Source organism: Flavobacterium plurextorum (assembly GCF_024638035.1).
Taxonomy (GTDB): domain Bacteria; phylum Bacteroidota; class Bacteroidia; order Flavobacteriales; family Flavobacteriaceae; genus Flavobacterium; species Flavobacterium plurextorum.
On the sequence record NZ_CP100442.1, the window covers coordinates 4,610,941 to 4,635,016 of the forward strand.

29 protein-coding genes are annotated in these 24,076 nt (G+C 29.6%); 15 read left to right on the forward strand and 14 right to left on the reverse strand.

Going from position 1 to position 24,076, the window contains the following annotated elements; translation table 11 throughout:
• Positions 1–149 precede the first annotated feature (149 nt).
• The 14 genes from NLG42_RS20055 to NLG42_RS20120 form a co-directional block, all read right to left on the reverse strand.
• On the reverse strand, positions 150–1,178 hold the full coding sequence (locus tag NLG42_RS20055) for a hypothetical protein (RefSeq protein ID WP_257682103.1): 1,029 nt from the start codon (positions 1,176–1,178) through the stop codon (positions 150–152).
• A gap of 12 nt (positions 1,179–1,190) precedes the next feature.
• Positions 1,191–1,619 carry a hypothetical protein gene (locus NLG42_RS20060; RefSeq protein WP_257682104.1) on the reverse strand — a complete coding sequence of 143 codons (429 nt, stop codon included), beginning with the start codon at positions 1,617–1,619 and terminating at the stop codon, positions 1,191–1,193.
• Positions 1,620–1,691: 72 nt separating this feature from the next.
• Entirely contained in the window at positions 1,692–2,135 is a 444-nt protein-coding gene (locus tag NLG42_RS20065; protein ID WP_257682105.1) for a hypothetical protein, read from the reverse strand.
• Positions 2,136–2,331: 196 nt separating this feature from the next.
• The gene (locus NLG42_RS20070) at positions 2,332–3,576 is read right to left on the reverse strand and encodes a hypothetical protein (protein WP_257682106.1); all 1,245 of its coding nucleotides are present in this window, start codon (positions 3,574–3,576) and stop codon (positions 2,332–2,334) included.
• 2 nt (positions 3,577–3,578) lie between these two features.
• The gene (locus NLG42_RS20075) at positions 3,579–3,896 is read right to left on the reverse strand and encodes a CFI-box-CTERM domain-containing protein (RefSeq protein WP_257682107.1); all 318 of its coding nucleotides are present in this window, start codon (positions 3,894–3,896) and stop codon (positions 3,579–3,581) included.
• A 19-nt stretch (positions 3,897–3,915) separates the two neighbouring features.
• A protein-coding gene (locus NLG42_RS20080; RefSeq protein WP_257682085.1) for an IS3 family transposase occupies positions 3,916–5,090 on the reverse strand; the annotation gives its coding sequence in 2 pieces (ribosomal slippage) (positions 3,916–4,820 and positions 4,820–5,090; 1,176 coding nt in all).
• Between the two features lie 23 nt (positions 5,091–5,113).
• Positions 5,114–6,088, reverse strand: coding sequence for a leucine-rich repeat domain-containing protein (locus tag NLG42_RS20085; protein ID WP_257682108.1), 975 nt, complete (start codon positions 6,086–6,088; stop codon positions 5,114–5,116).
• A gap of 18 nt (positions 6,089–6,106) precedes the next feature.
• The gene (locus NLG42_RS20090; protein WP_257682109.1) at positions 6,107–6,283 is read right to left on the reverse strand and encodes a hypothetical protein; all 177 of its coding nucleotides are present in this window, start codon (positions 6,281–6,283) and stop codon (positions 6,107–6,109) included.
• A gap of 3 nt (positions 6,284–6,286) precedes the next feature.
• Positions 6,287–6,637 carry a hypothetical protein gene (locus NLG42_RS20095; protein ID WP_257682110.1) on the reverse strand — a complete coding sequence of 117 codons (351 nt, stop codon included), beginning with the start codon at positions 6,635–6,637 and terminating at the stop codon, positions 6,287–6,289.
• A gap of 11 nt (positions 6,638–6,648) precedes the next feature.
• Positions 6,649–7,743, reverse strand: a complete 1,095-nt coding sequence (locus tag NLG42_RS20100; protein WP_257682111.1) for an SPFH domain-containing protein — start codon at positions 7,741–7,743, stop codon at positions 6,649–6,651.
• Between the two features lie 250 nt (positions 7,744–7,993).
• On the reverse strand, positions 7,994–11,020 hold the full coding sequence (locus NLG42_RS20105) for a sensor histidine kinase (protein WP_257682112.1): 3,027 nt from the start codon (positions 11,018–11,020) through the stop codon (positions 7,994–7,996).
• On the reverse strand, positions 10,998–11,753 hold the full coding sequence (locus NLG42_RS20110) for a LytR/AlgR family response regulator transcription factor (protein WP_257682113.1): 756 nt from the start codon (positions 11,751–11,753) through the stop codon (positions 10,998–11,000). The genes NLG42_RS20105 and NLG42_RS20110 overlap by 23 nt, the downstream gene beginning before the upstream one ends.
• 124 nt (positions 11,754–11,877) lie before the next feature.
• Positions 11,878–12,297, reverse strand: coding sequence for a hypothetical protein (locus tag NLG42_RS20115; RefSeq protein WP_257682114.1), 420 nt, complete (start codon positions 12,295–12,297; stop codon positions 11,878–11,880).
• 39 nt (positions 12,298–12,336) lie between these two features.
• On the reverse strand, positions 12,337–13,254 hold the full coding sequence (locus tag NLG42_RS20120; RefSeq protein ID WP_257682115.1) for an FtsZ/tubulin family protein: 918 nt from the start codon (positions 13,252–13,254) through the stop codon (positions 12,337–12,339).
• Positions 13,255–14,144: 890 nt separating this feature from the next.
• Here NLG42_RS20120 and NLG42_RS20125 point away from each other — a divergent pair.
• The 15 genes from NLG42_RS20125 (at position 14,145) to NLG42_RS20195 (ending at position 23,974) form a co-directional block, all read left to right on the forward strand.
• A complete protein-coding gene (locus tag NLG42_RS20125) occupies positions 14,145–14,927 on the forward strand; it encodes a hypothetical protein (RefSeq protein WP_257682116.1) in 783 nt (260 codons plus the stop codon).
• Between the two features lie 76 nt (positions 14,928–15,003).
• Complete coding sequence (locus NLG42_RS20130) at positions 15,004–15,300, forward strand: helix-turn-helix domain-containing protein (RefSeq protein WP_257682117.1); 297 nt, start codon at positions 15,004–15,006, stop codon at positions 15,298–15,300.
• 10 nt (positions 15,301–15,310) lie between these two features.
• The gene (locus NLG42_RS20135) at positions 15,311–15,634 is read left to right on the forward strand and encodes a hypothetical protein (RefSeq protein WP_257682118.1); all 324 of its coding nucleotides are present in this window, start codon (positions 15,311–15,313) and stop codon (positions 15,632–15,634) included.
• On the forward strand, positions 15,631–16,821 hold the full coding sequence (locus NLG42_RS20140; protein WP_257682119.1) for a primase-helicase family protein: 1,191 nt from the start codon (positions 15,631–15,633) through the stop codon (positions 16,819–16,821). Before NLG42_RS20135 ends, NLG42_RS20140 begins: the two co-directional genes overlap by 4 nt.
• 544 nt (positions 16,822–17,365) lie before the next feature.
• Entirely contained in the window at positions 17,366–17,542 is a 177-nt protein-coding gene (locus tag NLG42_RS20145; protein WP_257682120.1) for a hypothetical protein, read from the forward strand.
• A 19-nt stretch (positions 17,543–17,561) separates the two neighbouring features.
• A complete protein-coding gene (locus tag NLG42_RS20150; protein ID WP_257682121.1) occupies positions 17,562–17,966 on the forward strand; it encodes an OsmC family protein in 405 nt (134 codons plus the stop codon).
• Between the two features lie 6 nt (positions 17,967–17,972).
• Positions 17,973–18,635, forward strand: a complete 663-nt coding sequence (locus tag NLG42_RS20155) for a peroxiredoxin-like family protein (RefSeq protein ID WP_257682122.1) — start codon at positions 17,973–17,975, stop codon at positions 18,633–18,635.
• Between the two features lie 22 nt (positions 18,636–18,657).
• Positions 18,658–19,416 (forward strand): SDR family oxidoreductase, encoded by a 759-nt coding sequence (locus tag NLG42_RS20160; protein ID WP_257682123.1) that lies wholly within the window; start codon positions 18,658–18,660, stop codon positions 19,414–19,416.
• A gap of 59 nt (positions 19,417–19,475) precedes the next feature.
• A complete protein-coding gene (locus NLG42_RS20165) occupies positions 19,476–20,156 on the forward strand; it encodes a Crp/Fnr family transcriptional regulator (RefSeq protein WP_257682124.1) in 681 nt (226 codons plus the stop codon).
• Positions 20,157–20,249: 93 nt separating this feature from the next.
• Entirely contained in the window at positions 20,250–21,029 is a 780-nt protein-coding gene (locus NLG42_RS20170) for a DUF1223 domain-containing protein (protein ID WP_257682125.1), read from the forward strand.
• Positions 21,030–21,041: 12 nt separating this feature from the next.
• The gene (gene msrA, locus NLG42_RS20175; RefSeq protein ID WP_257682126.1) at positions 21,042–21,656 is read left to right on the forward strand and encodes a peptide-methionine (S)-S-oxide reductase MsrA; all 615 of its coding nucleotides are present in this window, start codon (positions 21,042–21,044) and stop codon (positions 21,654–21,656) included.
• 79 nt (positions 21,657–21,735) lie between these two features.
• A complete protein-coding gene (locus NLG42_RS20180) occupies positions 21,736–22,203 on the forward strand; it encodes a GNAT family N-acetyltransferase (protein WP_257682127.1) in 468 nt (155 codons plus the stop codon).
• 28 nt (positions 22,204–22,231) lie between these two features.
• A complete protein-coding gene (locus NLG42_RS20185) occupies positions 22,232–22,693 on the forward strand; it encodes a GNAT family N-acetyltransferase (RefSeq protein ID WP_257682128.1) in 462 nt (153 codons plus the stop codon).
• Positions 22,694–22,733: 40 nt separating this feature from the next.
• Complete coding sequence (locus NLG42_RS20190; protein WP_257682129.1) at positions 22,734–23,420, forward strand: phosphopantothenoylcysteine decarboxylase; 687 nt, start codon at positions 22,734–22,736, stop codon at positions 23,418–23,420.
• A gap of 182 nt (positions 23,421–23,602) precedes the next feature.
• On the forward strand, positions 23,603–23,974 hold the full coding sequence (locus tag NLG42_RS20195; RefSeq protein WP_257682130.1) for a hypothetical protein: 372 nt from the start codon (positions 23,603–23,605) through the stop codon (positions 23,972–23,974).
• The last annotated feature ends 102 nt before the right edge of the window (positions 23,975–24,076 follow it).

Sequence of the window (24,076 nt, forward strand, 5' to 3'; positions counted from 1 at the left end):
ATGTTTTTGTAAAAAAAATCAGGATGGTCTAAATGTTTTTTTTGTGAAACTTAAAAATTTCGCACTTCATACATAACTTCCATCCTAATTTATTTGTTTACTATTTTGATAAAATTGTTACTGCAGTATATAGTTTTACGCTAGCTTCCTTAATCTTCAATTACTATTAAAGCAAACAGAAACGATAGCAATACTGTAGGTACGACTAATAAATTCCACCATCCTAATATTGCCCAATACATGATTATTAAAAATGTACAGACAGCTAATAAAAGAAATAAAATAATTTTTTTATTTCTTTTTCTTATATTTTCTTTTTCAATTCTAACCAGATTTTGATAAGCAGAATTATTATTGATCTTTAAGTAAGCAATACTTGATTGATCTAATTTTTTACTTTCACTTATAAACTCTTTTGATGTTAAAGGTATAAAAGGAAAAAATTGTGTATTTTCTATAAGGAACAAAAATGCAGCATTTATATGTTGTTTATTAATTTCAGTAATAAATTTTTCTTTTGATAATTTTGAACCAAAGACACCATTTTTACCATATAATAAATCCTGAAGAATTTCCTTTTCACTTATCCTACTAACCGAAATAAAATATTTTTTTTCGATCCAGCTATTATAAGTTACAATTAGATTTTCTGATAGTTTAATTATAAACAAACATTTATAACATATTTCAAATGCTAATTGTCTGCTACTATAATATAAAGTCTCATTGTCCTCAGAATTCTTGACATTAACAGATAAATCATTTTTTAAAATGGCTAAATGCTTATTAATATTTGCTTCACCCCATTTTAGTGCTATACGAGCAACACTAATCTTTGCTAAGGCAACTGCTTCCTTTTTCGCATTTAGTTTTTTTATCAAAATATTACCTTTTATATCAGCATACAGGTTTCCAACTGCACCAAATGTCGCACCTACTGCTGAAGTGGCTATTCCTGCTGCTCCAACGATTGCAGATCCAGCTATTTCATATTCATCTTTAGCTTTTTCGAAAATTTTACCTGAGGAGTTGAAAAGATTATCTGAAAAGGCATAAAAATTTTCTTCAACGTTATCTACTCTTCCTTTTATCTTATTTATCTGTCTTTCAATAGACTTGACATCATTATCAAAAGATATAAGTGTACTATAATGTTTATTAAGTTCTTCTAAATCCATGTATTAATATAATTAACAATTAAATACACTAATACTTATACTACCAAAAATATCAATTTGCTTATTTAACGTTGAGAGTAATTCAGAACGAAATTTTATTTGTTCGGGTTCCATTATATTAATGTCATAGGACAAAACTCTATCTGTCAATTTATCAATTCCTAACTGTAGTTTTTCTAACTGCTTTTGTGCATTGTTAATTTTAGCTAGATTATTTTCGGCATTTTTCATATACATTTGAAAAGAGTACTCCATCTGCTTTAAATCTTTATATATACTGGCTAAGCTTACAGCTGTGTTAGCAATTGTTTCTAATCCCTTTTGAGAGGTTGTCAATACCAATTCTGCGTTGTTTTCTATAAACCTAATACCTCTTTCATATCTTTCTACTGAAGTTGATAAATCTTCAGATTTGTAAATTTCAATATTTTTGCTTTTCATTTCTTTTTAATTAGTTTTAGGATTAGACTTTGTATTTAAATCAAAATTATTATTTCAAACTGTCAATTCCTGTCATTGCATTTTTTTCAGTAAACTCTTAACCATTCTTTCAATCGCAACATCCGCCTTTTTCAAGTTAGCTAATGTCAATTTTAAATCGATATTATTGTTAAGAATGTTTACTGGATTGTTTAGCCAATCTTCCATTTTCCGTTTACCTTTAGATTGATTAATACACCGTAATGTAACAGAAACATTTTCCGGACAGTTGACAACCTTTGCGATTTGATCATCTGTTAATACAGCTTTATATTTAGAATATAGTTCTTCCGAAGAGCGCAAATGTTCATAATCGTAAGGATCTCCACCTCGGAGTGTTTTGCCCGTGTATACATCAATATAAAGCGCCAATCCATCTCCACCTCTAATTAACGCCTCCTTTTGCATTGACGCTTTGGTTTTTGTAAAAATTAAATCTATGGCTAAACGGCTATAAGATCTGTTAGGGTCTATCATGTGACTCTATCATTTAGATTTCTTATTATACAGATTTGATTTGCTAAAATAGCATAAACTTTTAATTATATTAAATGAAAAATTTAACATAATTAAAAGTTTTATTAGTAAAGAAATATAGAAAAATCTATACAAAACAACAGATTCAATGCATTTATAAAACTAAAAAAAACACAACGAAAATTGGTCTTTTATTCTAAAAGTCTTTTACAAAGATTAAGGCAGATGATTCCCAATTTTTTCTGGATGAACTAAATGAATTGTTAAATGATTCATAGACTAGGCCATATTCTGAATCCTCAAAACTTGTCCAATAGCTCTCCTCTTTTAAATCAATTAAATTACTTTTATAAATTAATATAAAATCAGATTTAGAAGGCAATCTCCAATTTTTACTATCATTTACAATATATTCAAGACTTTTTTGCCTTGAAATTTCAAGTGAATTAACTCGATCTGTAATAATAACATCTGAACATAAAATACCGTGCTCTTTTGTATCATCTAAATAAATTATAGTGCCTCCATCATAAGTTTTACCTACACTTAAATATGAATTTTCATCCGAAATAACATCATCAATCAATTCAAAATCAGACTCCAAAACCCACATCCAGCCATTATGCATTTGACTATCATTGTAAACATATAGAAAGCCATTTTTCCTGTCGCTATAGTTTACAATCATATCTTTTGATTCACTTTTGAAGTAATATGAGGTTTTGTCACTGCTATTTGGTTCAAAATAAAAATATACTTTTTCCACATTTAGCTTAGCCTTTGGTAATGTATCATTTGGATACGCAACAAATTGAACCTCTGCATCCTGATTTGCATCATTTACTTCTTCAACACCAGAAGCTAAAGAATCTGACGCTACAGTACTTTGATTATTAGTATTTATTCTATTGTGACTTTTTGTCGAAATGGAATAAAATCCTAAACCAATAATCAGTAATAGAAATCCAATTACTATAAGCTTCTTAACGTTTGATTGTGTACCATTTTCATTTATTATATATTCCGATTCAAGGATAAACATTAAGGCTATTAATGTTCCAACTCCATTAATAACATAAAAGTATATTGCAAATTTTTCTCCAAAAAGCCCCTCGTTGAAAGCTCCGCTTGAACTATAGTATCCAAATAACAAATAACCCGATATCCAATTTTTATAAATATCAATAAAAAAATACAATAACGATAAAACTGAACCAATCCCTGCATAATATCTTTTGGATTTGACCATCGAAAAACCAAGTAATGATATCCATAATGGCAGCGTTAATATTAGACAAAATATAATAAAAACAACAATTCCTATTGCTATTAGTGCTCCAATCGCACCGCCTCCGCTATCGGCTTTTGGTACTAACCGCCAATGCCCTTTTTCAAAAAAAGAACCTTTAACCCATATAGCATCATATTTTTGATTACTCATAATTATTTTTTTAAAAATCGAGATAAATAAACTAATGGATTAACAATGAAAATGTAACTTAACTTCCTTAAAACAAAACTTTTTTCAATCGATTTTGCAGCAATTGCGCCGTAATGATAATACCACGCGACAAAAGCTTCACCCCATTTTTTTTCTAATATCCAGTTGTCTCTAAAATGCCTTAATTCCATAACTAATGGATGATTGTAGCTTCCCATTGCTGCAGTTGCAATAAAACATCCAGAGTTACTTTTCTTTCCAGTTTCTTCTGTTTTATAATAACGATAAGTTGTACCGACTTTGGAAGTATGGATATGCAAACAAAAACTGGAGAAAAAGTTAAGCTACATTTTTATAATTAGTTAGTTTGTTAAATTCTTCAATTGTTTTATAGTTCAAAGCCGAATGTCTTCTTTTTTTATTATACCAAATTTCGATGTATTCAAAAATTTCAAGTTCCATCTGTTCTCTAGAAATTAATTTACTTCCATAAACCAATTCCGTTTTTAAAGATTTGAAAAAACTTTCAGCAACCGCATTATCCCAGCAGTCTCCTTTACGGCTCATACTTCTTGTGATATTTTTATAAGAATCCAATACATTAGTAAATTTTTTATTGGCATATTGGATTCCTCGGTCAGAATGGAATATTAAATCATTTGCAATTGTTCTATTCTTAACTGCCATTTTCCAAGCCGTCATTGTAGTTTGTTTAGTGCTTAGTCCATTGCTTAAACTCCAGCCGACTATCTTTCTGTCAAATAAATCTAAAATGATGGTCAAATATAAAAATCCATCCTTTGTCTGTATATAGGTGATATCTGAAACCCAAGCCTTTGCTGGTTCGGTTACTGTAAATTCTCTTTTCAGGATATTTGGCACAACAAAATGATTATGTTTTGAATTGGTTGTTACTTTGAATTTTTTACTCAATTTGCTGTACAATCCTAACTGCTTCATGTATTTAGCTACAGTTATTCTGGATATCTGATATCCTTGGCTTTGGAGTTCCAGAGTAATTCTTGGGCTTCCATATCGTTGTTTAGCATTAAAGTATATTGACGTAATTTCTTCTTTAATCAGAGCAGTCTTCCTCTGTCTTTCTGATAGAATCTGTCGCTTCCAATTATAGTAGCTGCTTGGACTTATTTTTAAAACTTTGCACATCTTTTCAATCGAATATATTTTTTCATGGTCTTTTATGAAAAGATAAATCATCGACCTCCCTTGGAAAAGATGCTTATAGCCTTTTTTAGAATATCACGTTCTAATTCTGTTTCTTTTAATTTTTTTTCAAGCTCATGGATTTTTTCCTGTTCAGGGCTAAGTTTTAATTTTCCTTTCCCAGGAAAACTTCCTGTTCCAAATTCTTGGTAATCCTGACGCCATTTGTAAAGCAAAGGTGCTGTTATTCCAAGTTCCTTGGCTAATTGTGAGATATTATCTCTTTCATAACTTAATTGGACTGCTTTCTCTTTGAAATTGCGGTCATAAGTTTTACGATTCTCTTTCATGGTCTAAAGTTAAGATTTAGTTCTTAACTAGAACTCCATGCTAAGTTAGCACATCCAGTATGTTCATTAAAAAAATGTTCAAATCCTTTAGCTCTTAATTCATTACTTAGTTCTAATTTTTTATCTAATATTAAGAAACAAACATTATTAAATATGCTAGTATTCATTGAATTCAAACAACTTTGGTCAAATTCTAAACAACCACTTAGGTTAATTTCCAGCTTCAATATATTATTTTCATAATTGTTCAAAGTATTAATAACATTTTCACTAAACTTCTGTAATTTTTTATTGTTTGAGAGATTTATCGATATTTCGTATTTAGGAATACGCTTAATGTCAACTGAAATATCTATTTTATTAAAATCTATATTATCTGGAAGATATTCCCTAAACGAGAATTGCGGAATTTCTTCTAAAACAACAAGTTCATTTTCTGATAAATCGACTTCTGGCGTCCTTAATTTTGACAAGAACTTAGTACTTCTTAACTTATTATTTTTCAAGCTAATTCCAATTTCCACTGATAGCTCTTTTTTAATACCAGCAAAATCGTCTAAATTTGTTATTTGATTGTTTGACAAATTTAACATCTGCAGTTTCGTAAACCTTTCAATTCCATTGAGATTGGCAATTTTATTATCATTTAAAAAAAGCCCTTTAATTTCACTCAATTCATTATCCGAAAACCAAGAAGTAATTTCATCCAAAGACCTTAATTCTCTATTTATTAAAGAAAGAGCACCACCATAATCAACGACAGTTTCTTCTTTTTTATATTTTAAATTACCAGATTTAGTAAAATGTGGCACTTCTGTTTTTTCTGTCTTCCGTTGTGATATTTGAGGTTTTGTTTTAATACTGCTTTCATTACTTGTTGTGTTAGCCTTTAGTATCTTTTGTATAGCGTTTCCACAAAATGCGCAAAACATTGAATTCTTTCCCTCTGGTAAATGATTTGATGCCCCACACGAAGGGCAATTTATTGCTTCTGACATTTTAATTATTTTCTTGGATTATTTTTTTTCTAAATCTGAAATTATAGCATTATTGATTTTTATTTCTTCAAAATTACCTTCTATTCTTTTTTGGTTTTCAATAGTCTCTGGCTTTTCCATCAAACTAGATGTTTCCATTAACAAAAAGTTATTCCTAACTTTAAGCTTTTCTATTTTAGATCTTTCGGATTCCATAATTTACTTTTTGGTGTTAATAAATTTCAACCTTTTAGCGATTAAATAAAATGATATTTCAATAAAAAGGATTAAAGCGAACCCTATTAAATAATAATTGTCTTTCCATTTTTCAGGACTTAATGTCGCTAAAACTGTAGAAATTATTCCTAATAACAGAAAAACAAAAGAAAGACTTACTTTGAATCCATTATTAATTTGGCTTGATGAAATTTTGTATAAAAACAACGTATTTGTAAGTAATACTGCATCAACCAACAAACAATTTAAAGGTAAATAATCAGAAAGAAGCACACCAAAAATTGTGTTTACAAAAAATAAGAGTAAACCAAAAATTAAAATAAGTTTAGTCATAATTCAAAGATTTATAATATGGGTGGCGGAGGCGGAGCTTGAGAAAACAAACTTGATAATTCAGGTACATTGGTAATCAAAGTCCAATTTTCTAATCCTTCTTTCCAAATCAATGATTGCTTAGTTACTTTGACATCTGCAATTAATTGTTTAATATTTTCTACCCCTAAAGGGCCATTTTGCTGATTATTAATCAAAACAAAATATGGTGTTGGCAATGGAGGAAAAGTCTGTGAAGTGCTTAAATAATTGGAAACATTTCCTAACTGGTTCCCAATTCCAGTACCTAATCCCAAGCCTAAACCTGCTCCCATTAAATTTCCTGCTCCACCTTGGTTCTTCGCTACGTTATCTAACACATCAAAGTTTCTATCTATTTGATATAACTCTTTACCTGCAATTTTAACTTTAGCAACGAGGTCTTTAGCTTCTTTAAGTTTTATAACGCTAGGATCATCTAAAGGTGTATTTATAGAAATAATATAGAAATTTACTATTTCAAGTCCAAAACGTCGAAACTCTTCGGTTATTTTTTCTTGACAATAAAGAGACAGCTCTTCTATGTAAATGTTAATCTCTAAAATGGAAATACTTTCTGAAATAAGTTTTTTAGAGATAAGACTGACTAGAGACGAAATAATTTTTCCTTTAAAATACTTCTGAATTTTATCAGCATCATAAGAAGGTAAATTACCAACTAAGCTTTCGATAAATAATCGGGGATTAACTACTTTAAAGCCGTATTGTCCAAATGCCCGAACAGGGATAATAATTCCATATTTTGGGTCCTCCAGCAATATTGGAGAGATCGTCCCCCATTTATTATCTAACTTGCTAATCAGATTGACGTACCAAACTTCGGCTTCAAAAGGAGAATTACTGCCAAAAGGAAGATTGATAATTTTGTTTAGCAGTGGAATATTTTCGGTTTTAATAGTGTGGGTTCCACTTTTAAATTCGTCTAATATTTCTCCACCTCTAATAAAAATGGCATGCTGGGAAGGATTTACAATTACTTGTGTGCCAATTCTCAAATCCTGGGATGGAAACTTCCATACAAATTCATCTTCTTGTGCTTGGTATTTTACTACGTCTATTATTGCCATCTAATAATTATATTGTAAATCAAACCTACAATAAATTAATATTGAAAAAATAAAGAGTTAGTTATCGTACTGATTACTCAATTTAACGTAAAAAGTTTTAATTTATATAAAAACAAAACCTCTCAATTTAGTTATTTTACGTCTTTACTTCCATAGTTAACGAGGGTATTGAGCAATAATAACTCATCAGCAAACAATCAATCAAACACTACTACTAAAACTAGGTTTAAATTTTTAGCCGATATTAATTTTAGTTTATCTTAAGTTTCAATACGACCGTGGTTCCTTCGTTTGAATTTGAAGAAATAGTTATTGGATTTGAATTGTCCTTTTGGAACAAAGCGATACGTTCTTTGGCAAGATCAATACCTTTAGAAATATGAAGTTTATTTAGATTTTCTGAAAACATACCTTTTCCGTTATCGACAATTTTACAAATTAAGTAATTGTCTTGTTGTGCAAAGGAAATAACTAATTTTGGATCTACAGAACGAGAATCAAAGGCATGAACAAATACATTTTCGACAAAAGGCTGAATTAGCATTGGAGGGATCTCAGTTTCAAATAAATCCAGTTGTTCATCAATATTCAACTCAAATACAACTTGATTCTTAAAACGCATATTTTCCAACTTAATGTAGGATTGTAAATATTCGATTTCATCTGCTAATGCTATTCTTTGTACAGCTGAGTTATTAAGCGTCTGGCGAATTATTTTCGAAAATTCACCCATATACATCAATGCATCATCGGTGTTATTATCGATAATATAATTTTGGATAGAATTCATGGCATTAAAGATAAAATGAGGATTCATCTGGCTTTGCAATGCTTCCATTTTGGTTTCAGCTAAACGTTTTTGAACTTCACCTTTTGCACGTTCCTGATTTTTGATTTCGCGAATGCGATTAATATAAATCAAATAAACACAGATACTAACTAAAGCAAAACAACCCAACAAAAACCACCAAGTTTTCCAGAAAGGCGGTGTTATTTGGATTTTTAAAATATCATTTGAAGATAGTACTCCAGAAAATAAATCTTTAGTCTCCAATCTTAATTTATAGTTACCATTAGGCAAATAGGTAAGATTAATGTTTTTATCTTTTGTCCATTTGCTCCAATTAGAATTTGTAGATCCTATAACTTTATAACGATATTCTAACTTATTTGGATATTGCGTGTTTTGAGGTTCAAAAGCAATTGATATTGTATTTTCATTATACGGGAGCACAATTTTATCTGAATCATAAGTCAACCATTTAAAACGCTTTAAATCAAATGTTTCAAAATTGACTTCAATACCTGTTATCTTTATTTTCCTTAGGATAGTTTTCGTTAAAAGATAGTTTTTAAAATCAAATTCAAAATAACCGTTTTGAGTTCCCATTGTCAAAACTGTGCCTTTAATATTTGAGTAAGTAAAAGCTTTAGCAAATAATCCCTGTTCTTCATCAATAAAACGAATGGTTCCGTTTTGATATATATTCAGTCCTTTTTCCGTCCCAATAAACAAGTAGTCTTTATAACATTCCAAAAATAAAATTGAATTACCAATGAATTGTTTACGATCAATTTTCTTTATTATTTTAAAGTTTTTTGAAGCATCAATAATAAAAACATCTCCAAATGAATTTGCAATTACAAGTTCTTTTTTATCATTTATTTTAGCTTGAACCAGTTCATTTTCTTTCCAAATATTATTGAAGTAATAAGAATAAAATTTACCGTTTTTATAATCATACAATCCATTGCTTGATGAAGCTATATAATATTTATCTCCTAATGGCAGAATGGCAAAAGCTTCTTTAGGATTGTTCAAATTATTTGCTTGATATTCCTTAAAAGATGTGTTGCTTCTAAAATTATCCACAGTACAAAATCTTCCATAGGCTATCTGAAAAAGGATTTTATTTCTCTTTTCAAAATCAAATGCACTTATAGAATAAGGATAATAGCCTATAATCACTCCATCATGGTTTATTTCAAACAAACCAATTGTTGAATTTACATAAATTATTGAATCAATAATTTTAAGTCCTTTCAATTCAAATGCTTCTAAATTAGTTTTTGAAAAGGACGAAAAATATTCATACTTCTTTAAATGTGAATTTGTTCGAAAATTATATTTAGCAAAAGAGAAAAATTCTGAATTGCTGATTTCTCTTTTGATTTTATTCTCATTTATGAAAATCAGTCCCGTCTTATGTAATACTAATTTTTGATTTTGAATATTTGCAATAGATACAACATCTAATTTTGATTTATTATAGAAAGATGCAGGATAGTATTTAATCTGTTCTTTTAAATCAATTTGAAACAATCCTTTATTTATTGTTCCAACAAACAGATTATCGGTCTGTGAATCATAATACAAACTCCAAACTTCCGAACTGTCAACTCCGAAAGTCTGATTGAGATTAACAATTCTGTCATTAATGATTTTATAGATTCCACCTGTCGAAAAATTGATTCCATTCCCTGCAACATAAGTTATACCTCTTTTATCAGTGGTTAAATTCCAAAAAACACTACTGCCAAAATGAATGTTTGAATCTTTATTTGATAAATAATCTTTTATACTAATTTTACTTATCGCCTTATTAACAATATCACTATGACATATAAAAAGGCTATCATTTTTCTTATGGATTGAAAATATATCCGGCTGTCTATGATTTATTAATTTTATGCTTTTTGTTGCTAAATCTATTCGCCAAAAACCATCATTAAAAGTACCAAAATAGATTTTAGAATTTATTTCTACAAAATCCATGATTTGAAATAAATTTCTGCAACCCTTAATTTTCTTGTTTAAAATGATTTTATGTGTCTTAATATCCAAAACAGAAATTCCGAATTCTGTTCCTATAAAAAGAAAATCTTTATGAATAAATAATCGTCTAATTTTATCATGAATGAGTCCGGTTTTTTGATTTATGATTTTAAACTTTTTGCCATCATAAAAAGTCAAACCGCCACCATGACTGCCAAACCACATATTATGATTACGATCTTCTACAATAGCCCAACAGCTATTGTGTGCCAAACCATCTGAAGTATAATAATTTTTTACTATTCCATTTTGAATAGCTGCTAATCCATTTGTTGTTCCAGCCCACAAAATACCACGACTATCCTTGAATATTGAATAAACGCTATTATTTGGCAATCCATCAATTGCCGAAAAATTCTTTGACTGAAATTGTTGCGAAAAAGCTGTCTCAATAAGAAAAAGCAGAATAAATAAGAACTTATTTTTTTTGGATGATAGCATTTATAAATTCTTCTTTTTTTCTAACAGATACAGGCAAAGTTTCTCCATTGCTGAGTTCTACAAGGAGTTCGTTCGTTTTATTAAATCGGGTTACATAGTTCAAATTAACCAGATATGATTTGTGGATTCTTTGAAAAATAGAACTTGGAAGTAGTTCTTCTATATATTTCAAGGTTTTGGAGAGAACAATATTTCTCCCGTCAAGACAAACAATTTTGCAGTAATTACTATCAGCTTCGCAATACAAAATTGCATTGGTTTTAAGCAACTCAAATCCATTTTCTGTTGGTAATGCAATCCTGTTGAATTCTGAACCTCCAGTGTCAATGTTCTCTAAAAGCAATCTTAGTTTTTCTTCTTGTGATGATTTATTTTGTTTTTCTTCATATTTTTTGATGGTCTCCAATAAATCAATATAATTAATTGGTTTTAACAAATAATCCAACGCACTGCACTTTATAGCATCTATAGCAAACTCCGAGTGTGCCGTAGTAAAAATAACTTCAAACTTTACTTTATTCAATTCTTTAAAAAGCTGAAAACCATTTTTATTTGGCATTTGTACATCAAGAAAAACTAATTCTGGATTAAACTTATCAATAGACACGATAGCATCATCAACGCTTTCGCATTTATCAAGAATTAAAAATTTTTCGGGAAAGTAACGAGTCAAAAGCTTTTCTAAAAACTCCCTGGCGTTGTATTCATCATCAATAATAATCGTCCTAATCATTTGATAAATGTAGAGATATTTTGATTAATTCTAAAGATCGAATTAGTAAACGTACTTGAATTTAATTTAATCGTTTTATGCAATTCGTTTATCTTGCAAATGTTAAAATCAGCAAAATGGCTCGTCAACTCCAGCTTTCTCCCAAAACTTTAATTTTTAAATTGCTCAATTCATACAACCTTCTAATTTCTTCATTTCTAGATCGTCTAATGATTTCATTGTACCACTCCTTAAGACTTATCATTCTTATATACAAATCCTTAATAACGGATTCATCGTCATAAAGATGTAAAAAAACTATAAAATGTACATCCAAGTCATCTTTAAATACAAGATATCCCCTATTTACCCTTCCTACAGATAAAAGAATTACTATTTTTATATCTTCATTAAAGATCTCAATCGACCAGAGACTAACTAGTACTTTCAAATTTTTATGTTCTCTCCGGCAAACCAAATATACCAAAGCATTAATAAATTCTGGACTTTGCAGCAACCAATGCAATGTTTGGTATTCTTTTCTTTCATAAAATAAATCATTCATAACTAAACTTATAACAATTTTGATAAAATTAATTTGCGTTTAAGAAGCAATAATGACTATTGAAATTTCATCATTATCTGCAAAATCTTTTTCGATCGAAAATGTTATTTCGATTTCATTTCCAGAATTTTGCAAAACAGCATGTCTGATTACAGCTATTTCATAAAGTGTAATTTCAGTATTGCTGCAGCGAATATATATGAAAGCATTCCTAACACCATAAATATCTTCTCTATCAGACAAAGCATTTTTTAAAGCTCCAAATATTGCTTTTCTTTCTCTTAATTTGCCTTGACCTTCACCATAACCAAAATAAACAGATTTGCCTTTTTTTATCTTTTCTAAAATATTTTTTACGCTACCAGCATCATTGCTTGAAGAATCCATAAAAGCTAACATCCTCATAAATTGGCTTATATACCAGTCTGTTCCAAATTCGTTTTTATAACAATGATTAGTATAATTCCTTTCTATTTTATTGTTATCAATTACCAATACAAAATCAGCTTGGCATCTTAGTCCGGCAATTGCTTCATCTATAACTATATGTCGATCATCGGGCACAAATTCATATAAACTATGCACGACGGCGATAACAAACTGTTGCTTTTCTTTTGCAATTTCTACCATCACAGGAGTTGCTCCTATTCCTGTTCCTCCGTTGAAACCAGCAATAAAAATCGCCAACTTAGAATTTTTATCAAATAATTGCGCTATTTGTTCCCTGCTTTCTATTGCAGAAAGTTTCCCAAGCTCCATATTTCCTCCAGTTCCCGAGCCATCTGTTGTTATTGCACCTATTTGCAATATTCGGCAGCTTTGATTTTTTTTCAAAGATGTAGCATCAGTATTGCAAAAAAGGTATTCAGCATTTTCAAGATTACTATTTGCAATGGTTTCCAAAATATTTTGAGAGAAGCCGCCTACTCCGATAATTTTTATTTCTTTTGTATCCATTTGTTTTAAACACATTTATGACTAAACGTTGAAAATTATTAAATTGAATTTATACAAAAAAAGGAAGTTCAACTGCCATAGGGTGTCGTCGAGAAAAAAAAAGGCAAAAAAGAAACTTTTATAAAATGTCGTTCAGAATCATTTTTTACATGTCAATATTTTAGAGCTATGATCTATAAATAATAAGGCAGGCTTCTCAAATTCCTTAACAAATATCCTAAAATCCGGCACTTGAACTCAGTTGTTAAAAACGCTAATTACTGTTTTATGGCTAACACTTAGCTATAATATGCTAAAAGAAAGACTATATATCCTTAATGAACGTTTTAAAGAGAACGGCTTTAACTCAAGGAATCATAACTAAAGTACATATATACCTTGAAAATAATACACCGTTTTTCGAAATTCTCCGACTATTTCTCGATTTTTTTTCCTACATTTACAGAGGTTAAAATAACCCAATAATTTTAAGAGTGCCCTATTAGTACCCTTCTTTTTTTGACATAACATAACACCCAGTGTTTACTGGTGCTTACGATACAGGTGGCGGAGCCTCTTTCTCCGCAACACTAAACCGTAAACGACTTATAAATAAGTGTTTACGGTTTTTTTATTCTCTTCTTGTCCGACGGTTGTCCCAATTTCAAAAAAAATATTCAGTTTTTAAATTCTTTTTCTATTATTGTCCGATAATGAATTATTCAGTCAAATAGTAAGCTTGATTAATTTTAGTTTTATAAAATTGAAAATCTAAAAGTTTATTTTTGGGTCGAAAAGAACAAAATAGACACAAAAACAATCTACATAAAAAATTAATAATGGATTACGAAGATATAGAGAACAGAAAATTTGCAAACAAATTTAAGCTCGAAGAATTAATACTTTCAAATATGGAAAATCTTGTTTTGCACAATGTTTTTATTGAAGATGAAATTTTTATTGACAATGTGAAAACTGATTCAATAGAATTTGATACTATGATAACATTAGGAGCAAAAGAGTATCATATAAATCCAGACATTTTAAAAGAAATATATACTTCCATTCTTTTTTTTGTTGAAGTTGTAGCAACGGACACGCAATTTGATTTAAATAAGATTTTAACCAATTTAGAAGGTAGAATTGATAATATTGAAAAAATAAAATACTTAGAAAAAAAGCACAAGGATTTATATTCGCAAGTTAAAAATGAGTCGGAATATCTTGTTTATGCTAAAATAAAAGAGTTTAATGGGTTTGCAAATTGGCAGGAATTAATCTTTGATTGTCTTAGTGGAGAAATTACTTTTATTGAAAAGTATTTAACATCAGATATTGAAATGTCAGATGCTCCCAAAGAGATTTTAAGTTTATGGGTAAAATATTATACCATAAAGGCACAAATAGATTTTTGTAAAGAGCAAATTAATAAACTAAAAGACACTAAACAGAAATCAAATTCTGTTGATACTTCATTACAGGTTTTTCTACTTGAGGAAATCATAAACATAAAAGACTGGAGCAGCATTAGTGCAACAAAAAAAGGCGAAATACTTAGTCATTTACTAGGTAAAAATAAAGACAACATTAAAAAGATTTATCTTGAGTTTGATAAAAAAAGTTCTGAAAATTCAGAAAAATTTTTAAACGACAGAAAACAAGCAGATGAAATTATAAAAAAGCTATTAGGGTAACCATCAGGGTTACCCTAATAGTTTTAACCCCATTCGACTAAATTAAGTTTGCCCTATAATTTAAAATTTATAGGATATGAAAAACGTAATACAACTTGAAAACATCGATGCAACAGAATTCAAAAATGAAATCATTGATGGCGTTCTTTTAGCATTAAAAAACAATGCTGGCTCATTGCAACTGAATGAGCAAACAGACCAACTTCTTACCAGAGAAGAAACTGCAAAACTCCTTTCGGTTAGTTTAGTTACTTTATGGGACTGGACTAAAAAAGATATTATTCCTGCCTATCGCATTGGAAATAAAGTTCGCTATAAAAAAAGTGAGGTTTTAAAATCATTGAATCAAAAAAATCAATTTGGTCAACTTTAATACACTTTTTATGCAAACCAATAATCAAGCTTTAATTTCAGATGCTTTAAGTCATTTGAATTTCTTAAAAAACGATTTTGCTAGGTTACGAGTGGATTATAATAGAGACAATAATCTAGTTTACGCAACTGGAAAATACATTGAATCCTGCGAATTAATCGGGCAACTTATAAAGGGCTACGATAATCATAATTTCAAATTATTATCAAACAATATCAATAGCGTTTTATTAAAAGATTCTGAATTGCACGGTGTTCTAATCACAATCAGAAAAAACAAGCATTCCCATAACTTTGACCCTTCAAAAATGGCATCTATAATTTTTGAAATATGAAAGAGTATATCCGTGTGGGAACAGAATATTTTAAGGAAGTATTATGTCCTCTTATGAGTGGCGACAATATGAAATCATTGATAAAATGGAATAAAGCCACCATTATTGATGATTTTGGGAAAGACAGTTTGAAAGGAATAAAAAAATATGAAACTTTCTGTACGTTTCCGTCGCACATAAATTATCAAAGAGAGATTAATAATTTTTACAATAAGTATGAACCTCTTTCTTATTGTGTGAATGAAAAAGGAGATTGGGAAAATATAAAACTCTTTCTGCAACATCTTTTTGGTAAACAGTATGAATTAGCATTAGATTATTTAACAATTCTTTGGAAGTACCCCAGTCAAATCTTGCCGATATTATGTTTGGTAAGTGTAGAGCGAAACACAGGTAAAAGTACCTTTCTAAAACTCTTAAAACTGATTTTTGAAGGCAATATGACCATCAATAAAAATGAAGACTTTAGAAGTCGTTTTAATTCAGATTGGGCAGGGAAATTAATTGTGGCAGTTGACGAAGTTTTACTGGACAAAAAAGAAGACAGTGAGCGCATTAAAAACCTTTCAACTTCTAATCATTACAAACTAGAGGGCAAAGGAGTTGACAAAGCTGAAATCGAGTTTTTCGGTAAGTTTATTTTATGTTCAAATAATGAAGAAAACTTTATTAAGATTGACGATTTAGAAATTCGATACTGGGTAATTAAAGTCAATCCTTTTGCAAAAGAAAATCCAGACTTATTAGAGCAAATGAGAAAAGAAATTGCTTCATTCGCATATCATTTAACTCATAGGAAAATCGAAACCCAAAGAACAACCCGAATGTGGTTTACTAAAGAGCAGATTTATACCAAAGCATTAGATGTTTTAGTTCGTGGAAATAGAACTTCTATTGAAAAGGAAATAGAAGAGTTTTTAATTGACCAGTTCTACACTCTTGAATTAGATGAATTGTATTATACTACTAAAGATTTGCACGAACAATTAAACCTAGCCAATATCAGAGTAGGCAAAAATTATGTGTCTAAAATAATTACAGAGAATTTTAAACTTGAACCTAAAAATAGCAGCTACAATTTTTACAGTTTGGATTTATCAACAATGAATAACGGGAAATGGAGTGTTTATACTGAAAATCGAAAAGGAAGATTCTATACTTTCAAGAAAGAAGAATTTATTAAATAATTGTTGATTTGTTGACGGACAAGAAAAAAATCAATAAAAACAGTACTTTACAGGGCAACAGGGCATCAACAAGCTGTCAACAAAATATATTTCGGAGTATTGAGTTATTTTTTTGTTGACAGCGTGTTGAAAATTTGTTGAAGTCATAAACCTATTAAATAAAAGGCTCTACAAAGTGATTTCAACAAATCAACAAAAGTAACATCCTATCCCACTTAATTTTAATGTGTGGTAACAGGGTTACAAAACGATAACATTATTTCAGTATCAAAACCATTGCAATCATTTCAACTCTAATTGCAATGTTAGGGTAATGTTTTAATATGATTACATTATTATTTTAAAGGGTTTGAAAGGCATTGCAATACAATTGCAATTAAAAAATAGAAAAAAATTCTTAACAATCTCCGGTTCTGAAACTAGAAAGCAAATCTCATAAATTCTATAAATTTAAAGAATTGGTATTCCTATTTAGATTTACTAAATTTGACTTTCCTAACTTAAAAATTTATTTTGGGATATAACGATTATTTTCAAAAAAAATATGGAACAACATCAGGTACTAATTGAGCACATCAATAAAAGAGTTGAACTTAACCAAGATGAAATTCAAGATTTTATTTCTTGCTTTAAAATCACTAAAGTCAAAAAACGCCAGTTCATTATTCAGCCTGATTTTGTTGCCAAATACCGCAACTATGTTGTTGATGTGGCTTTTTAATTTCAAAATGGAAATCAAAATGGAAATCAAAATGGAAAATACATCTGTAAAATCACAATTTCAAGGCAACAATTATACAACGCTAATAAGTAATGGAAATCATCAAATTATTGCCGATGAACCCATAATTGATGGAGGTCAGGACAAAGGTTTAAATCCTTTTGAATTGATTTTAGCAGCTTTGGCAACTTGCACCACTGCTACTTTAAAAATGTATGCTGATAGAAAAGGTTGGGAAGTTCTTGAAATTAATATCTCGTTGAGCATGACTGAAAATATTGGAAGCCAATCAATCAGAACAGAAATTGAGATTAATGGTAGTATATCCGAAGAACAAAAAGCGAGATTATTAATAATAGCAAAAAAATGTCCAGTTCACAAACTTTTATCAATGGGCAATCAAATTAAAACAACACTAAATTAAAAAAACATGGAAACAATGAAAAATAAAAATCATTCACTAGAAGATCAATTAAAAGATTTCAAAAAAAACTGGTCATCAAAAGTTGATCAATCGGTTAGTGACACTTTTCAAAAAGGTATTGACGAATTGGTTGAAGCCAATTTTATTGCAAATGCAGTAAAAAAAGGTGATAAATCACCTAGTTTTTCACTAATGGATGCTTCAGGAAAAGCAGTTTCATTAGAAGAAAAATTAAAAAAAGGCAGAGTAATACTCACTTGGTATCGCGGCGGATGGTGTCCTTATTGTAATTTGACCTTAAGAAGTCTTCAAAGCCATAATGCTCAATTTAACGAGTTAAATGCACAATTAATTGCATTAACTCCAGAGTTACCAGACAATTCGTTAAGCACCAAAGAAAAAAACGAATTGACTTTTGATGTACTTAGTGACATTGATAATAAAGTAGCTAAAGAATTCGGTTTGGTTTTTAAAGTAACCGAGGAAGTAAATTCTTTTTATAAAAAATTTCATGATTTAAAAGATTTTAATGGTGGTTCTGGTGATGAATTACCATTAACAGCAACTTACATTATTGAACAAAATGGTGAAATAAGCTACAGCTTTATCGATGTTGACTACCGAAAAAGAGCTGAACCACAAGCAATAATTAACCAACTAAAAAAGTAATAGTAATTAAAAAAATAAAAAAATGTTCACACTAAAAAATTATAATGTCTTGATTACTGGTGGTAGTAAAGGCATAGGAAAAGCTACAGTTGAATTGTTTTTAAAATTAGGAGCCAATGTATTATTTACAGCTCGAAATCAAGAAGCAATTACTTCGCTTGAAAATGAATTACGAAAAGAATATCAAAATATAAATGGACTTGTAGCTGATGTAACCAATACCGATGATATTGAAAAAGTAAAAAAACATATTGAATCAACTTGGGGAAAATTAGATGTTTTAGTAAATAATGCTGGAACCAATTTAAGAAAACCAACAATCGAATATTCAGAAGAAGAATATCAATATGTTGTCGATACCAATATTAAAGCACCGTTTATGATTAGTAAAGCACTTTATCCGCTTTTGCAAAAATCATCTTTTCCATCAATTATCAACCTAGCATCCATTGCAGGTAGTTTAGATGTTAGAACTGGTTCACCTTATGGAATTTCAAAAGCTGGATTAATTCAACTCACAAGAAATTTGGCTGTTGAATGGGCAGACGATAAAATTCGTGTAAATGCAGTTTCGCCTTGGTTTACAGAAACTCCTTTAACCGAAGGATTATTAAAAGATGCTTCAAAAACTTCAAATGTTGTTGCAAGAACACCTCTAAAAAGAGTAGCACAACCAATTGAAATGGCAAGTGCAATTGCATTTTTAGCGATGCCTGCAGCATCTTATATCACAGGTCAAAATATAATAGTTGATGGCGGTATGACTGCAAATGCACTATAAAGTTAAGATTCGACTACATAAAAAACTAACCTATTTACAACAAACTAAAACCAGAAATCATGTACGAAGAATTAAAATATTGGTATTTAAGAGATCACAAACTATTTAGCGCATTAAATTCAGCTCAAATCAAACAACTATGCATAATTGTAGGTTTCAAGAAGGCTAAAAAAGGAGAAGTTATCTATTTTTCATCTTCTGAAGTACCCAGAATTTTTTTCTTAAAAACAGGAAATATCAAGATTGTTTCTATTGATGAAGACGGAAATGAAACTATAAAAGATATTATTCAAAGAGGTGATTTATTCGGAGAATTAGATTTAGCAAATGATGTAAATTCAAACGAGCAAGCTATTGCGCTTACAAATGAAGTGAGCATTTGTAGTTTCTTAATGTCGGATTTTGAGAATTTACTGTTACAAAATCCAAGTCTAGCTCTGACCTACACCAAATTTGTGGGATTAAAGATGAAAAAAATTAAAAATAGCTATTCTAATTTGGTTTCTAAAGACGCAAGAACAAGACTAGTAGGGTTTTTAAAAGATTGGGCTGAAAATGAAGGCGTTAAAAACAATAATCATTACTCAGTAGAAAACTATCTTACACAAACCGATATCGCTCAAATTATTTGTACATCAAGGCAAACGGCAACTATTTTATTAAATGACCTGGAGCATGAAGGATTAATTCACTACAATAGGAAAGAATTAATAATTGAAGACATCAGTAAATTAAAATAAAAGTTAATAAAATCCCAATTAACCTCATTTGTAAATTAAGCGACAATTAGACTTTATACCTCTTCATAAATTTGTCTTATAAAAATAAAAAATATGGAAAATTCAGTTTATAAAACGTTTATCAATACTTGCATTATAGTAATCTTTATCGGATTATCAAGTTTTACTTTAAAGAAAGTGATAGGAAATAAAGAACCCAAAGCAGAACAAAATGGTTTTGTAGTGCTAGAACTTTTTACCTCTCAAGGTTGCAGCAGTTGTCCGCCAGCCGATGAAGTTTTAGCGAAATATGCTACTCAAAACAATCCAAACATCATTCCATTGGCGTTTCATGTTGATTACTGGAACCGACTTGGGTGGAATGACCCATTTAGTAAATCAGAATTCACACAAAGACAAAGCAACTACGCAACTCAATTAAATGCACAAGGTAACTATACACCTCAAATAGTCATCAATGGCAAGCACGAATTAGTTGGCAGCAAAGAAACTGCTATTGAAAGTTTAGTGAATAAAGAATTAGCTGTAAAAAATCAGTTTCATATCAACATCAAAAAAACATCTATCAATGAAAACTTATTGGCTATAGAGTATGAAACTAATGCTACAGCTGCTAATACAATTATTAATCTAGCATTAGTAAAGAAAAAAGAATTCACAAGTATCAAACGAGGAGAAAATAGTGGTCTAAAACAAACGAGTTACAATATTGTTTTCGACTTTAAAACGATAAATAAATACACAAAAACGAATAATAAAATTAGTTTTCAATTCAATTCAGATAAAATACCATCCGATTATCTAGTGGTTGCATATCTTCAAAACTCAAATACCGGAGCCATTATTGGTGCAACAAAATCAGAAATTAATTAAACAAAAAACACAATGAAAAAAATAATTGCAATGTGCTTACTAACCAGTTTAAGTTTAGTAGCACAAAATAAAGAAGTTAAAAAGCAAACAAACAATCTTGAAACTATTACTATTGGCGGTGGATGTTACTGGTGTGTTGAAGCGGTATATGAAAACTTAATTGGAGTGAAATCAGTTGTTTCTGGTTTTGCAGGAGGAAAAACTAATAATCCAAGTTACGAAGAAGTGTCTTCAGGAAATACAGGTCATGCAGAAGTAGTTCAAATTACCTATGATAAAAGCATAACTAGTTTAGACGAAATATTTAAAGTGTTTTTCACCGTGCATGATCCAACAACACTCAACCGTCAAGGTGCTGATGTAGGAACACAATACCGTTCGGTAATATTGTATAAAAACGAAGCTCAAAAAACAGAAGCTAAAAGTATTATTGCAACATTGAATAAAGCAAAAGTATATGACAGTCCTATTGTAACAACTGTTGAACCGCTTACACAATTTTACAAAGCCGAAGCCTATCATCAAAACTATTACGAAAACAATAAAAATCAAAGATACTGTCAGTTAGTAATTCAACCCAAAATTGAAAAGTTTGAAAAAATATTCAAATCACGTTTAAAAAAATAAATTATAGTTGATTTGACATGTAGCTGACAAAATACTTTTTGGATTGATTTAACTTTGTTTGATAAAGAAAAAAAAGACAATGGAAACTAGACAAGCCACAATTGAAGATTTGGAAGGGCTTTTAAAATATGTATTTGAAATTAATCAACAGCATATAAATTTTAATCCCATCCGATTTTCAAAATTCCCAAATCATCGTCAATTATTGAAAGAGCATTTTGAAATAGAATTGCGTAACACCAAATCTATTATAATAGTACTGTTTTCTAAATCAGAAATTGTTGGGTATTCTTATACAAAATTAGAGGATGATAGCTTAGTTGATCTTTCATTACAAAGAGCTTGGTTACATGACATTTTTGTTGATGATAAAATGAGAGGTCAAAAAGGCGGACAATTGTTATTAGATGCTTCTAAAAAAGCTGCAAAAACATTAGGATCTCCAATTTTAATGTTGCAAGTGGCTAAACAAAATGATTCTGCCAGAAGAATATTTCAAAAAAATGGTTTTGAAGAAACCACTAACGAAATGATGTTAGTTCTATAAACATTTTATTTAAAAAATAATAAATCCGATGGAAATTAGAAAAGTCAATAAAGAAGATTTAAAAGGATTAAAAGAAGTATTAGATTCTAGTGAGTTATTCCCATCAGAATATCTTGATGATATGATAGCAGACTATTTTAATAATCCCGAAACAGAAGAAATATGGTTTGCTTACTTTGACAACAATAAACCAGTTGCAATGGGATATTGTGTGCCAGAAAAATTTACTAAAGGGACATATAATTTGTTAGCAATAGGTGTATCAAAAGACTTTCAAAGAAAAGGATTAGCAAGTAAAATGATGCATTATATTGAACAACTTATCAAACAAAAAGACGGCAGAATACTAATTGTAGAAACATCAAGTGACGATGCTCAAATTGGTGCAAGAAATTTTTATCCAAAAATTGGTTATACCCAAGTTGGTATCCTCAAAGACTTTTGGAAAGACGGAGAAGATAAAATAGTGTTTTGGAAAAAACTAAATTAATTAAAATCATATTAAAAAAACTCAATAAAAAACACAACCAATGGAAACCACACTCAAAAACAAAAAAATACTTATTACAGCCGGACCAACTAGAGAATATTTAGATCCTGTTCGTTACATAACCAATGAGTCTAGCGGCAAAATGGGCTATGCCATCGCAGAAACGCTTCATGAACTAGGTGCCGATGTTTATCTTATAAGTGGTCCAGTCAATTTAACCACAACTTTACCAAAAGAAAAAATAACGTATGTTAAAACGGCAAACGAAATGTATCAAGAATGCAAAAAGCATTTTTATAGTACCAATATTGCAATTTTTTGCGCTGCGGTTGCAGATTATACGCCAAAGATTACTTCTGAAATTAAAATAAAAAAGATTGATGACGAATGTTCTTTAGAGCTAAAGAAAAACATAGATATTGCTTATGAATTTGGAAAAGTAAAAACAAGATTTCAACAATCTATTGGCTTTGCTTTAGAAACCAATGATATATTGGCAAACTCAAAAGTAAAATTAGAGAAGAAAAATTTTGATTTAATAGTGATGAATTCACCCACAAACGACCAAGGCTTTGGTCATGACACCAATAAGGTTTCTATTTTAAGTAAAGATATGTTTATTGACACATTTGCTTTAAAATCTAAAAAAGAAGTGGCTGTTGATATAGCAAATGCTATTATGGATTATTCTCGTGCATTTCAAAATTTAGTTGACTTAAGTTTTTAGGCTAATAAGAATATGAAAAAGGTTGATTTTTGATTGGTTAGGATGATCATTAGAAAGTGCTTTTATGCGAGAGAGCAAAAGCACTTATCTGATGATTTTTCGAGAAAATAAAAATAAAATAAACTTGAAAATACATTTAAAAAAAGAGAAGTGTGTTTTCTACTAACTAAAAAATAAATAGTATGAAAATATTAAATTCAAAAATTCACGGAATAGTAGACTACTTATTTGTTCTATTCCTATTCGCTTCACCATCCATTTTTGGACTTCAAGAACGAGCAGAATTATTCACTTATTTATTAGGGACAATTCATTTATTAGTTACAATTTGTACAAATTTTGAGTATGGTGTAATTAAATTTATAAAGTTTAAGCATCACGGTTGGATTGAACTAGTAGTTTCGTTCGCACTTGTAGGAGTAGCATTTTATTTGGGCGAGATTGAAAATGAATTATCGCGAAATTTTTATTTCGGTTTAGCAATTTTGGTGTTTTTAACTTGGCTCTTAACTGACTACAAAAGTGAAACAGAAAATGATTTCTTTCGATATTGAAAATAGTAATTAAAAAAACAATAAAAATGATTGGTGGTTAGTCATCAGAAAGCACATTTGCACTCACTTGCAAAAGTGCTTTCGAAATGACTTTTACTTTAA

What these genes read in the sequence shown, in the direction of transcription:
- NLG42_RS20100 (WP_257682111.1), bottom strand. Translation starts at nt 7,743, where the DNA reads ATGGCAATAATAGACGTAGTAAAATACCAAGCACAAGAAGATGAATTT.
- NLG42_RS20055 (WP_257682103.1), bottom strand. Translation starts at nt 1,178, where the DNA reads ATGGATTTAGAAGAACTTAATAAACATTATAGTACACTTATATCTTTT.
- NLG42_RS20085 (WP_257682108.1), bottom strand. Translation starts at nt 6,088, where the DNA reads ATGTCAGAAGCAATAAATTGCCCTTCGTGTGGGGCATCAAATCATTTA.
- NLG42_RS20150 (WP_257682121.1), top strand. Translation starts at nt 17,562, where the DNA reads ATGGAAATCAAAATGGAAAATACATCTGTAAAATCACAATTTCAAGGC.
- NLG42_RS20130 (WP_257682117.1), top strand. Translation starts at nt 15,004, where the DNA reads ATGAAAAACGTAATACAACTTGAAAACATCGATGCAACAGAATTCAAA.
- NLG42_RS20070 (WP_257682106.1), bottom strand. Translation starts at nt 3,576, where the DNA reads ATGAGTAATCAAAAATATGATGCTATATGGGTTAAAGGTTCTTTTTTT.
- NLG42_RS20160 (WP_257682123.1), top strand. Translation starts at nt 18,658, where the DNA reads ATGTTCACACTAAAAAATTATAATGTCTTGATTACTGGTGGTAGTAAA.
- NLG42_RS20090 (WP_257682109.1), bottom strand. Translation starts at nt 6,283, where the DNA reads ATGGAATCCGAAAGATCTAAAATAGAAAAGCTTAAAGTTAGGAATAAC.
- NLG42_RS20170 (WP_257682125.1), top strand. Translation starts at nt 20,250, where the DNA reads ATGGAAAATTCAGTTTATAAAACGTTTATCAATACTTGCATTATAGTA.
- msrA (WP_257682126.1), top strand. Translation starts at nt 21,042, where the DNA reads ATGAAAAAAATAATTGCAATGTGCTTACTAACCAGTTTAAGTTTAGTA.
- NLG42_RS20165 (WP_257682124.1), top strand. Translation starts at nt 19,476, where the DNA reads ATGTACGAAGAATTAAAATATTGGTATTTAAGAGATCACAAACTATTT.
- NLG42_RS20115 (WP_257682114.1), bottom strand. Translation starts at nt 12,297, where the DNA reads ATGAATGATTTATTTTATGAAAGAAAAGAATACCAAACATTGCATTGG.
- NLG42_RS20195 (WP_257682130.1), top strand. Translation starts at nt 23,603, where the DNA reads ATGAAAATATTAAATTCAAAAATTCACGGAATAGTAGACTACTTATTT.
- NLG42_RS20180 (WP_257682127.1), top strand. Translation starts at nt 21,736, where the DNA reads ATGGAAACTAGACAAGCCACAATTGAAGATTTGGAAGGGCTTTTAAAA.
- NLG42_RS20110 (WP_257682113.1), bottom strand. Translation starts at nt 11,753, where the DNA reads ATGATTAGGACGATTATTATTGATGATGAATACAACGCCAGGGAGTTT.
- NLG42_RS20065 (WP_257682105.1), bottom strand. Translation starts at nt 2,135, where the DNA reads ATGATAGACCCTAACAGATCTTATAGCCGTTTAGCCATAGATTTAATT.
- NLG42_RS20105 (WP_257682112.1), bottom strand. Translation starts at nt 11,020, where the DNA reads ATGCTATCATCCAAAAAAAATAAGTTCTTATTTATTCTGCTTTTTCTT.
- NLG42_RS20185 (WP_257682128.1), top strand. Translation starts at nt 22,232, where the DNA reads ATGGAAATTAGAAAAGTCAATAAAGAAGATTTAAAAGGATTAAAAGAA.
- NLG42_RS20135 (WP_257682118.1), top strand. Translation starts at nt 15,311, where the DNA reads ATGCAAACCAATAATCAAGCTTTAATTTCAGATGCTTTAAGTCATTTG.
- NLG42_RS20120 (WP_257682115.1), bottom strand. Translation starts at nt 13,254, where the DNA reads ATGGATACAAAAGAAATAAAAATTATCGGAGTAGGCGGCTTCTCTCAA.
- NLG42_RS20140 (WP_257682119.1), top strand. Translation starts at nt 15,631, where the DNA reads ATGAAAGAGTATATCCGTGTGGGAACAGAATATTTTAAGGAAGTATTA.
- NLG42_RS20145 (WP_257682120.1), top strand. Translation starts at nt 17,366, where the DNA reads ATGGAACAACATCAGGTACTAATTGAGCACATCAATAAAAGAGTTGAA.
- NLG42_RS20125 (WP_257682116.1), top strand. Translation starts at nt 14,145, where the DNA reads ATGGAAAATCTTGTTTTGCACAATGTTTTTATTGAAGATGAAATTTTT.
- NLG42_RS20155 (WP_257682122.1), top strand. Translation starts at nt 17,973, where the DNA reads ATGGAAACAATGAAAAATAAAAATCATTCACTAGAAGATCAATTAAAA.
- NLG42_RS20060 (WP_257682104.1), bottom strand. Translation starts at nt 1,619, where the DNA reads ATGAAAAGCAAAAATATTGAAATTTACAAATCTGAAGATTTATCAACT.
- NLG42_RS20190 (WP_257682129.1), top strand. Translation starts at nt 22,734, where the DNA reads ATGGAAACCACACTCAAAAACAAAAAAATACTTATTACAGCCGGACCA.
- NLG42_RS20095 (WP_257682110.1), bottom strand. Translation starts at nt 6,637, where the DNA reads ATGACTAAACTTATTTTAATTTTTGGTTTACTCTTATTTTTTGTAAAC.